General features: G+C 70.8%; 7 protein-coding genes. 1 reads left to right on the top strand and 6 read right to left on the bottom strand.

Annotation, left to right across the window (positions count from 1 at the left end):
- Positions 1–457: 457 nt before the first annotated feature.
- Together ABT369_RS20695 and ABT369_RS20690 are read right to left on the bottom strand one after the other, a co-directional pair.
- A complete protein-coding gene (locus ABT369_RS20695) occupies positions 458–1,990 on the bottom strand; it encodes a vWA domain-containing protein (RefSeq protein ID WP_350614005.1) in 1,533 nt (510 codons plus the stop codon).
- 99 nt (positions 1,991–2,089) lie between these two features.
- Positions 2,090–2,638, bottom strand: a complete 549-nt coding sequence (locus ABT369_RS20690) for a hypothetical protein (protein WP_350614004.1) — start codon at positions 2,636–2,638, stop codon at positions 2,090–2,092.
- A 438-nt stretch (positions 2,639–3,076) separates the two neighbouring features.
- On the opposite strand from ABT369_RS20690, the gene dnaB reads away from it, so the two are divergent.
- Positions 3,077–5,872, top strand: coding sequence for a replicative DNA helicase (gene dnaB / locus ABT369_RS20685; RefSeq protein WP_350614003.1), 2,796 nt, complete (start codon positions 3,077–3,079; stop codon positions 5,870–5,872).
- 20 nt (positions 5,873–5,892) lie between these two features.
- Here dnaB and ABT369_RS20680 read toward each other — a convergent pair whose 3' ends face one another.
- The 4 genes from ABT369_RS20680 to ABT369_RS20665 all read right to left on the bottom strand — a co-directional run bounded on the left by ABT369_RS20680 (position 5,893) and on the right by ABT369_RS20665 (position 10,911).
- Positions 5,893–6,429 (bottom strand): SMI1/KNR4 family protein, encoded by a 537-nt coding sequence (locus ABT369_RS20680; protein ID WP_350614001.1) that lies wholly within the window; start codon positions 6,427–6,429, stop codon positions 5,893–5,895.
- Between the two features lie 122 nt (positions 6,430–6,551).
- Positions 6,552–7,181 carry a phosphoribosyltransferase gene (locus tag ABT369_RS20675; protein WP_350614000.1) on the bottom strand — a complete coding sequence of 210 codons (630 nt, stop codon included), beginning with the start codon at positions 7,179–7,181 and terminating at the stop codon, positions 6,552–6,554.
- A 9-nt stretch (positions 7,182–7,190) separates the two neighbouring features.
- Positions 7,191–8,291 carry a glycosyltransferase 87 family protein gene (locus tag ABT369_RS20670; protein WP_502891797.1) on the bottom strand — a complete coding sequence of 367 codons (1,101 nt, stop codon included), beginning with the start codon at positions 8,289–8,291 and terminating at the stop codon, positions 7,191–7,193.
- A gap of 88 nt (positions 8,292–8,379) precedes the next feature.
- A complete protein-coding gene (locus tag ABT369_RS20665) occupies positions 8,380–10,911 on the bottom strand; it encodes a putative bifunctional diguanylate cyclase/phosphodiesterase (RefSeq protein ID WP_350613999.1) in 2,532 nt (843 codons plus the stop codon).
- Positions 10,912–11,236: the final 325 nt, after the last annotated feature.

Here is an 11,236-nt window from a genome sequence, read left to right as displayed (position 1 = left end):
TCGCACACGAGAGTCGGGTCGCGCACGAGAATCAAGCCGCGGACGAGTGCCCCGGCCGTGCATGAGAACCGAGCCGTGCACGAGGACCGGGCCGCGCACGAGAGCCTGGGTCGCACACGAGAGTCGGGTCGCGCACGAGAATCAAGCCGCGGACGAGTGCCCCGGCCGTGCATGAGAACCGAGCCGTGCACGAGGACCGGGCCGCGCATGAGAACCGAGAGCCGTGCATAAGAGCCCCGACCGTGCACGTGGGCCGCGCCCGCGCATGAAGGGCGGGCCGTGCGCGAGGGCCGTGGTGCCTCTCGCATCGGTCGTGGAGGCCCGGCGGTGCGGTCTTGGCACCGCGGACATGGCTAGGGCGGCCCCTCTCCGGCCGAAGGCCATCAAGGGGCCGCCCTTTTGTCTGGCGGGAGCAACGGTCCGCCGGTGACGCGGCCCGAGCCATGGATCTTGGCGGTTAGTCGTAGAGCTTGGTCGCGTCGTTGATCATGTTCGCGAGTTCGCGGGTCTGGGTCGAGTCGCCGGCGTTGTCGGCGATCGTGCGCAGGTCGGGCAGGCGGACCTCCCCGGCGTACCGGCTGGCTCGGAGCACCTCCGCCAGGTAGGCCGCGGCGTAGTCGACTCGCACCGGGCGGGGGGACTCGGCGAAGTCGGCGCTCAGGTCGGTCACCTCGACCGGCCGGGCCAGCTCGCTCGGGCGGTGGGTCGTCGGGTCCTGCCAGCGGACCCTCACGTCGGCCAGGTGGCCCTCGGCGCCGGGGCGCAGGTGCAGGGCGTACAGGGCCGTCACCGCGTGGCCCGGGCCGACCTCGCCGCCGTCCACCCGGTCGTTGCGGAAGTCGGACGCGGCGAGGGCCCGGTTGTCGTAGCCGATCAGGCGGTACGAGAGGACCGTCTTCGGATCGAACTCGACCTGGGCCTTGGCGTCCAGGGCGCGCACGGCGACGGTCGCGGGGAGCTGCTGCACGAAGACCCGGTCGGCCTCCGTCTGGTTGCTGACGTACACCACGTAGCCGTCGCCCTTGTCCGCCAGCTGTTCCATGAAGCGATCGCCGTAGTCGCTGCCCACGCCGACGCCCAGCAGCGTGATCTGCTTGGCCGCCGCCTCCTGGATCTCGCGCACGAGCGGGGTGGCGTCGGTCTTGCCCACGTTCGGCAGGCCGTCGGACAGCAGGATGACGCGGTTCGTGGCGTTGTTGCGGAAGCCCTTGCGCGCGGTGTCGTAGCCGAGGCGCAGGCCGGCCTCGAGGTTCGTGCTGCCCGACACCCTCAGGCGGTCGATGGCCGCGTCCATGCCGTCGCGGTCGCGGAGCTGGGTCATCGGGCGCAGGAGCTCGGCCTCGTCGGAGTAGGCGACCAGGGCCACCGAGTCCGTCGGCCGCAGCTGGTCCACGAGGGTGTGCAGGCCGCGCTGGACCAGGTCGAGCTTGCCCGGCTCCGACATCGAGCCGGAGACGTCCACGACGAACGTCAGGGCCGCGTCCGGGCGGTCGGCGTCCGAGCCGCCGCGGGTCTGCAGGCCCACGCGCAGCAGGCGGGTGGAGTCGTCGGCGCCGCGGTGGGTGGACGGCAGCCGGGTGCCGTCGGTGCTGATCGAGAAGCCGTTGCCCTCGGGCTCGCGGTACTGCTGGTCGAAGGAGTTCACGAACTCCTCCGGGCGGATCGTGCTCGTCGCGGGGCGGCGGCCGGACTCGAGGGTGCGCTTCGCGAAGCCGTACGAGGCCGTGTCGACGTCCACCGCAAACGTCGACACCGGCCGGTCGGCCGCGGACACCTCGCCGGTGGACGCGCCGCCGGCGTCGCCGTTCGACTCCGGCGTGGCGCCGCCGACCATTCCCCCCGGCGTGCCGTAGTTCTGGCCCGGGGCCGCCTTGTTCCCGCTGTCGCTGCTGCTGAGCCCATCCGCGCTGCCGCAGGCCGCCAGCAGGGTGGCGGCCAGGGCCACCACCGCGGCGACCCGCAGGCGTCGTACTGAGTGCCGACCGGCCATCGAAGCCTCCTCGAGAGGTGTTTGGCCGGTCAGACGGCGGCACTCAGGAAACGGCTCCCGGCGTGATCCGATGGTGACCCAACGGTGATCGACGAGTTGTCAAAAGGCGAAGTGCTGCGTCGCCAGTACGGCGAATCCGACCGTCGCCACCCCCGCGCCCAGCACCGCGCTGGCGAAGCCGATCGCGAAGGGCCGCCAGCCCGCCGTCACCTTGCCCAGGAACATGGCGACCACGATGCTGATCGCCAGCGAGACGGCGAGCTGCGGCACCAGGCGGCCGATGTTCGTCAGGGCCTCGTCGTGCTGCGACGGGCAGGGCAGGCCGAACGCGTTGGTGCAGCCGGGGCGCGGGTCGTCAGGCAGGGTCAGCGACCACGCGGTGTAGGCGGCGAAGGGGATGAGGTACCAGCAGGCCGTCGAGATGAATGAGCCGATGTAGACGCTGCGCTGGTCCGGCTCCTCCTCGTCGTCCTCTTCCTCCTCGTCGTCCTCGCGGTCCTCGGGCGGGGCCGGCGGCAGGGGCAGGCGGCGGCGGGGACGCCGGGTGGCCCACTCGTCGTGATCGAGCACGCGACCCTGGCCCGGACGCCGGCCCGGGTCGGAGCGGGCCGGGAACGGCTCGATGCCGTAGTCGTCCCCATCCGACACACGCTGCTGCGGGATCCAGCGCTCCTGGCGCGGATCCCAGCGGCCCGTCTCCGGTGCCTGTCGCTCGCGGCCTCGCGGCCGATCCCAATCCGGGTACCCCACGCCGGAGAGCGTCACCCTTTCGTGACCTTTTCGCAATCGGTCGTCCAGATGAGGATTCGCGAGGCTCTTTTTCCCACACACAGGCTGTGGAGAACGTATGTGCTGGTCAGAGGCCATGTGAACGGGTCGTTCACGGAGTTTTCCACAGGGCTGTGCACAACCTTTCCCAAGGTCTGCGGCCTCGGTCCACAGGTTGTCCAGAGGCTTGTCCACCGGCTAACTTTCACCGAACGCCAGTCGCCCCATACCGTTGCGCGGGCGCGTTGCGCGCCGGCAAGTTTTTGTCATACCCCCGAGGTCTAATGGCCTGGCGGGGTGTGGCGTTGGGGGGCGGAAATGTCGATCACCGAGGACAGGCGCAGCAGCGAGCACAACTGGGACGAGGAGCCGCCGCCGGAGCCGGGCGAACGCGGTGAGCGCGGCGAACGTGGCGAGCGCGGTGAGCGCAAGTCGTCGGGTCCCCCCTCGGGCGGTGCCAGCACCTTTGAGCGCACCCCGCCACAGGATGTCGCCGCGGAGCAGAGCGTGCTGGGGGGCATGCTGCTGAGCAAGGACGCCGTCGCCGACGTCGTCGAGATCCTCAAGACCCAGGACTTCTACAAGCCGGCCCACAGCACCATCTACGACGCGATCCTGGATCTGTACGGTCGCGGTGAGCCCGCCGACGCCGTCACCGTGGCCGCGGCGCTGGCCGACAGCGGCAACATCGCCAAGATCGGCGGCGCGCCCTACCTGCATACGCTGATGACCGCGGTGCCGACCGCCGCGAACGCCAGCTACTACGCCCGCATCGTGGCCGAGCGCGCCGTCCTGCGCCGCGTGATCGAGGCGGGGACGCGGATCGTGCAGCTCGGCTACGGCTCCGACGGCACGGGCGGGCGCGACGTCGACGACGTGGTGGACCTCGCGCAGCAGGCCATCTACGACGTCACCGAGAAGCGCGTCAGCGAGGACTTCGCGGTGCTCGCCGAGATGCTGCAGCCGACCCTTGACGAGATCGAGGCGGTCGGCGCGCAGGGCGGCATGATGACCGGCGTCCCGACCGGCTTCCAGGACCTGGACCGCCTCCTGAACGGCCTGCACGCCGGTCAGTTGATCATCGTGGCCGGTCGACCCGGTCTCGGAAAGGCACTGGCGCTCGACACCCCCCTCCCAACGCCGGACGGCTGGACGACCATGGGCGAGGTGAAAGCGGGCGACCGGCTGCTCGGGGCGGATGGGCGGCCCACGACGATCGTCAACGCCTTCGAGGTGTTGCACGACCGGCCCTGCTACGAGGTCGAGTTCTCCGACGGGTCGGTGATCGTCGCGGACGCCGAGCACCTTTGGACGACCCTGACTCGCGCCGCTCGGCGGCAGTTGGCGGAAGCTCATCGGACTCCGCAGTGGCCGGCGACCGCGCGCACCGAGCTTGCCGTCGTGCACCAGAAGGTCATGTCGGCCCCCGATGAGTTGGTGACTTTCGGCGACGCGTTGACGCTGGCCGGCGAGCGGTTCCGGCACGTCCTGCACGTCGCTGGAAACGAGGTCGGGACGGTGGGCCAGGTGGTCCGGCAGTACACGCGCTCCGGCCGCGCCTGGAAGCGCTCGATGCGCGCCTATTCGCAGCAGGCACTCGTCAGTGCCCTGAGCCGGCGAGTCGGCCGGACGATGAACGTTGAGGCCACCGCGATCCACCCGGACACGGTGACGACTGCCGAGATCGCGGCCACGCTTCGGCATCCGACGGACGGCCGGCTCAACCACGCGGTGCGGAATGCGGCGCCTTTGCAGCTGCCCGAGCAGGATCTGCCGGTGCCGCCATATACCTTGGGCGCTTGGCTGGGAGACGGGCACTCCGCCGCAGCCCGAATCACCACCGCCGACTCGCAAATCGTGGACTTGATCGCGGCAGACGGGTTTGTGATCGCTCCGAGCACCGCGCACCCGATGCTTTACGGCATCCGTGCCGCAGCGCCGAGGGGATCGCTGACTCGCGACCTACGCGAGCTTGGCGTGCTCAACGCCAAGCACATTCCGGTCCGGTATCTCCGTGCGTCTGAAGCGCAGCGGCGAGCACTGCTGGCCGGGCTGCTCGACACGGACGGGACGGTCACGTTGACGGGCAATGTGCAATACACGTCAACCAGCGAGCGCCTGGCGAGAGACGTCCGGGAGTTGGTCGTCGGGCTCGGATATCGGTGCACGATGACTCGCCGTGACGTGCGCGGGCGAAGTGCGGCCAGTTCAATCGCGTACAGCCTGAACTTCACCACCGTCGACGATGTGTTCCGGCTGGAGCGCAAGCGCGAGACTCAGCGAGCACGACGCTGCACCACGAGCACCGCGCGGACGGCGGTGCGGTACATCGTGGCCGTGCGGCCGGTGCCGAGCGTGCCGGTCCGCTGTGTGCAGGTCGACAACGCCGACCACCTCTACCTCGCCGGCGACGCGATGATCCCCACGCATAACTCGACCGCCGCGATGGACTTCAGTCGCGCGGCCTCGGTGAAGCACAACATGGCCTCGGCCATCTTCAGCCTGGAGATGTCCAAGGTCGAGATCGTCATGCGACTGCTCTCGGCCGAGGCCCGGGTGCCGCTGCACGTGCTGCGGTCCGGGCAGCTGTCCGACGACGACTGGACCAAGCTCGCGCGGCGCATGGGCGAGATCAGCGAGGCGCCGCTGTTCGTGGACGACACGCCCAGCATGAACCTGATGGAGATTCGGGCCAAGGCGCGGCGGCTCAAGCAGCGGCACGATCTCAAGCTCATCGTGGTCGACTATCTGCAGCTCATGACGAGCCCGAAGCGCACCGAGAGCCGGCAGCAGGAGGTCGCCGACCTGTCGCGTGGGCTCAAGCTGCTGGCCAAGGAGGTCGAGTGCCCCGTGGTCGCGGTCAGTCAGCTGAACCGTGGTCCCGAGCAGCGCACCGACAAGCGGCCGCAGCTGTCCGACCTGCGTGAGTCCGGGTCGATCGAGCAGGACGCGGACGTCGTCATCCTGCTGCACCGCGATGACTACTACGACAAGGAGTCGCCGCGCGCGGGCGAGGCGGACTTCATCGTGGCCAAGCACCGAAACGGGCCGACGGACAGCATCACGGTCGCGGCGCAGCTGCACCTTTCTCGGTTCGTGGACATGGCGATCTAGGCGCTGGCGGGCATCCAGTCTCAGGGCACCAGGAAGCCGTCTTCGATCTCGATGACGTCGTCCGGGTCGTCGGAGTACCGCCCGGCGCGCACCCCGGCCAGGACCGTTGCGACGGCGTCGGCCAAGCTCGGCCACCTCCTGCCGTGTGGCCTGCCGTCCTCCCAGTCGAAGGTGAAGACACTGCCGGCGCAGGAGGGGTCGGTCTCCACGGTGAGGTAGCCGCCGCAGTTGTCCGACCCGATGACCAGCCACGTCTCCTTCCACGGCCGGTACGGACCCTCGTTGCCGATCTGCCGATTGTCGAGGGTCGCCGCGACCATGATCCGGCTCGGGTACATGCCGTATCCCGGCGCGAGGGGAACGGGGAGGTCGCCGAACCCGGACCCGTTGTGCCAGCGCAGGACCGTCAGCAGGTCGGCGGGAAGGTCGACGCCGAGCGCGTTGCGGATCTGGTCCAGGTCGTCGTCGGTGGCCGGGGGCAGCAGGTCGGCGGCGGTCGCCGGCGCATGCCGGTGCAACCACGCCTCGAAGGCGGCGAGCGTGTCGGCGAGGCTCATGGCGTCATACTCCCCGGTCCGGCACGCAGACGTTGACCAGGTCCGGAACGTTTTGGAACGCCGCGTCCGTATCGCGGCACCTGGCGGCTGTATGTCGAAGACAACGGGTACGTGGCGAGCGGCTACATCGAAAGCGCCAGGAGAGCCGTCACGTCGTCGTCGGTGAGCTGGTGGAAGTCCTCGTAGTAGCGGCTCACGGCGCCGAAGCCGGACTCCGTGAGCGGGCAGATCACCTCGTCCGCCGAGCGGCACAGGCGGGCCACCGCGTCCGCCGCGCCCACCGGGGCGGCCAGGATCACCGTGGTCGCGGACAGCGATCTCGCCACCGCCACCGCGGCGTTCGCTGTCGCGCCCGTGGCCAGGCCGTCGTCGATCACCAGGGCGGTGCGGCCGTCCAGGTTCAGTGCCGGGCGGCCCCGGCGGAAGTACCGCTCGCGGCGGCCGAGCTCGGCGGACTCGTGGCGCAGGACGGCGGCGATCTCCTCGTCGTCGAGGCGGCGTGCGATCTCGTGGTTGATGACGCGCACGCCGCCGGGGCCCACGGCGCCGAAGGCCACCTCCCGGGCCCACGGCACGCCCAGCTTGCGGACCACCAGCACGTCCAGGGGGATGCGCAGGCGGCGGGCGACCTCCGCGGCCACCGGCACGCCGCCGCGGACCAGGCCGAGGGCGATGGCGTCCTCGCGGTCGGCGTAGGCGGCCAGGAACTCGGCCAGGACGGCGCCGGCCTCCTCGCGGTTGCGGTACCCCATGCCTTCTGTCTACGCCGGGACCGGCTCGCGCGTCTTGTGCTGGGACCACCAGAAGCCGAGGAAGGCCACCGGGTACAGCAGGTAGCCGAAGCGGGTGGCCGGCGTGAGCATGATGGCGGCGGTCAGGCCGGCGGCGATGTACGCCGCGGCCTTGCCCGCGGACCTCGGAGGGTTGCGCAGGAGCAGCAGGGCGATGACCGCGCCGGCCAGCAGGAGCAGGGCCAGGGCGACCGTCCGGCCCGCCGGGAGGGCCGAGGCGATCAGGTAGCCGGGCAGCGGGGACTGGGCGGGGCTGGTCACCAGGCCGTGGCCGCCGGGGAAGCGGACGGCGTTCTCGAGGTAGGCGTCGGCGTCGACCAGGAGGGCCGGGAGCAGGGCCAGGAGCGGGATGCCGAAAGCGGCGGCGGCGAACCAGGCCGGGCGGCGGCGGGTCGACAGGGCCAGGACCAGCAGGACCAGGGCCACCGGCAGGGCGAAGAGCTTCAGGGCGCCGGCCAGGCCGACCGCCACGCCGGCGGCGAGGAAGCGGTCGTTCGCCGCCAGGGCCAGGGCCAGCAGACACAGGGCCAGCACCGGGATGTCGTCGCCGCCGGTGGCCAGGGTCAGGGTGCACAGGGGCAGGACGGCCACGGACTGGGCCAGCGGGATGGCGCGGGTCGAGAAGGACAGCAGGCGCAGGGTCCAGAGCAGGCAGAACACCGTGGCCACGGCGAACCACACGCGGGCGTCGGTCCACCAGGCCTCGCCGAAGGCGGCTCGCGGGAGACCGAAGACGGCCATGCCGGGCTGGTAGGGGGCGTAGCCCATCAGGCGGTCGGGCTCCGGCAGGGCGGCGATCGCGTCGTGGGAGAGGTACGGGGTGCCGGTGTGGACCAGGCGGTCGCCCATCCGCTCGACCACCAGGACCTCCTCCTGGGCCCGGTCCGTCCGTCCGGCCGCTCGCTGGATCGACTCGATCAGGAGCGGCAGCAGGGCGGTCGCGGCGAACAGGAGGGGGATCACCTTCCAGCGGGCGATCAGCAGGACCAGCACGGCGCCGGCCGCGTAGCCGATCCAGGCGATCTGGCCCCAGGCCCGGTGCGGCAGCAGGGTGGAGGTCAGGGCGGTCACCGCGGCGAAGACGGCGCACAGGGCGTAGAAGGCGGCGTCCAGGAGGCGGGGGCGCAGGTCGGTAGCGATGCGCCCATTGTGCCCAAGGTCAGGTGGACTTCTCGCGGCCGGGCGGGGGTTCGGCGCCCAGGCTCATGCGGCGGGCCCGGCGGCTTCTCGACATGCGGATCACCGCGCCGGTGTCGTGCAGGGGGTCGGCCAGGTGGCCCTCGCCCCGGTTCAGGTGGGCGAGCAGACGGTCCGCGGGCATCGCCCGCGCGAACAGGTGGCCCTGGCCCGCGGGGCAGCCCAGCTCCCACAGCTGCTGGCGCTGGTCCTCGCGCTCGACGCCCTCGGCCACCACCAGCAGGTCCAGGCTGCGGCCCAGGTCGATGGTCGAGCGGACCACGGCGCCGGGGGCCGAGGCGTTCATCGCGGACACGAAGCTGCGGTCGATCTTGAGTTCGTCGACCGGGACCCGGGCCAGGGTGGCCAGCGAGGAGAAGCCGGTGCCGAAGTCGTCCAGGGCGAGGCGGATGCCCTGGTCGCGCAGGGCGGCCAGGACCTCGTCGACGACCTCGAGCTTGCTCAGCGTCACCGACTCGGTGAGCTCGATGACCAGGGCAGAGGCCGGGACCCCGCGCGCGCTCAGGCGCCTCGCCACCGCGTCCGGGAACGACGGGTCGAGCAGGCTGCGCGGGGAGACGTTGACCGCGACGGGGATCTGGTGGCCGGCGTCCGCCCAGTCCGTGACGGCGATCAGGGCCTGGTCCAGCACGGCGTCGGCGAACGCGGCCAGCTGCCCGGAGCGCTCGATGGCGCCCAGGAACCGGTCGGGGGAGAGCGGGCCCTGGTCGGGGTGCTGCCAGCGGGTCAGGGCCTCGGCGGCGATGACCCGGCCGCTGGCGAGGTCGACGATGGGCTGGAAGTGGACGATGAACTGGTGCTCGGAGATGGCGCGGGCCAGGTCGCCGCCGAGGGTGAGGCTGTTGACGTCGGCGGTGTCGCGCGCCTGGGCGTAGACGACGACTCGTTGGCCGTCCTGTTTGGCCTGGTACAGCGCGATGTCGGCCCGCCGCAGGAGCTCGCCGACACTTCCGCCGGTGCCGGTGGTCACGCCGCAGCTGGCCTCGACGCTGATGCGCATGTCGTCGAGCTCGATGGGCGGGCCGAGCGCGTCGAGCATGGCGTGGGCGCGCAGCTCGGCGATCGCGGGCGCGCTGAGGCCGGCGAGGAGGACCGCGAACTCGTCGCCGCCGAAGCGGGCGACCAGGTCGCCGGGGCGGGCTGCGGCGGTGAGGCGTTCGGCGACGGCGAGCAGCACCCGGTCGCCCTCGGCGTGCCCGAGGGTGTCGTTGACCTCTTTGAAGTGGTTGAGGTCGATCAGCAGTACGCCCACCACCCCGGCCTGGCCGGCGAGGATGTCGTTGCCGTACTGCTGCAGCCGCCGCCGGTTCGCCAGCCGGGTGAGCGGGTCCTGCGCCGCGGCTCGCGCGTGGCTGTCGGCGAGGCGCTGGGTCTCGGCGAAGGTCGCGGCGTTGCGGATCGCCGTACACAGGGCGGCGGTGAAGGTGCGCAGGGTGTACTGCTCGCGTTCGGTGAACCGCACCGGCCCGGACCCGCGGAACCGCAGGCGCAGCTGGCCGAGGTCGCCGTCGCCGCGGTAGCTCTCGAGCGCGATGGGGATCAGGTAGCCCTCGGCGGCCGGCGCCTCGCCGGGCGGGCCGTCGTAGAGGATCTCCGAGCCGTTGCTGCGCACCAGGCGGGACTCGCCGCTGGGCGGATGGATCTCCACCTCGGCCTGGTCGGTCGAGAAGATGTCGGTGGCCCGGCGGACGGCGGCGTAGAGCACCGCGGTCTCGTCGACGGAGTTGAACTCGTCGGTGGCCTCGGCGAGGCGCTGCCAGGCCTCGTTGCCCTGACGGGTGCGCAGCTGGTTGGCGGCGGCGAGGTGGATCGCGGAGACCAGCGGCGGGAGGACCAGCAGGAGCCACTCGCTGATCCCGTAGGCCAGGACGGTGGCGAGCGCGACCGCGAAGAGTCCGAGGCGCGTGATGATCGTGAAGTCGACCTGCGCCAGGATCAGCTGCCGGAACGGCTTTCCCGTGATGATCGAGAACAGCGCGTGCGACACGATCTCGTCGACGAGCATATAGGCGACGAATGCGGCGAAAAGTCCGGGTATGACCGCGAATACGGAAAATGTCGTATCGAGCAGTATCGGTGAGGTTCCGACGGCGCTCGCGGCGGCAATCGCGGCCGTAGCGCCAATCGTGTCTTTTCCGACATTGAACCCGATCTTCATCGGATCGGTCGCGCGACGGGACAGCTGGGACAGGAACGCGCCGCAGGCGGTGCCCAGGATCATGGCCGGCGCCGGGAGGAAGACCGCGGCGAGAGTGATCACGGCGGTGGTCGGCACGATGCCGTCGGAGACCGATCGGATGCGCACGTCGATCACGGCGAAACCGTTGCCGACCAGCACGATCGCGAGGACGGCCAGGCCCGCGACGGCGGTCGGATGCTCGGCGAAGGACGACAGCGCCGTGAGGACGGCGGCTGATCCGCCGACGACGACGGGACCAACGAGGCGCCACAGGCGCCGGTTGGTCGCGTCGTCGGTTCGCGGTGTTTTCTGCATTGGCCCGCTTCATCGTGGCCGATGTGGCCGCGGGCTTGTCAACCCGTCGAACGGGTCACTGCCAGGTGTGGTCCTTCTCCATGTTTTCGCCCCCAAAGGTCGCTGCTGAATTCGACCCCCGTCAGCTCCGGATATCGAAAATCATCGAAGTCCGAAGTGCTGAACGCAGCCTAGGGTGCAAAACGCAAGATGCCCAAAGCGATTTGTCCGTCGAATCATAGTTTGCGAACTATAACGGCCTTTGTCACGATTTGCCGACGCGGGCGTGACGCTCCGTATAGCGCATTCGACGTGGCTCAAGCCTTAGCCTGCATGATCAACCGGC

Source organism: Dactylosporangium sp. NPDC000244, from assembly GCF_040300725.1.
Classification (GTDB): domain Bacteria; phylum Actinomycetota; class Actinomycetes; order Mycobacteriales; family Micromonosporaceae; genus Dactylosporangium.
Note: the sequence above shows the minus strand (reverse complement) of the source record. Positions and strands in the feature narration are given on the sequence as shown.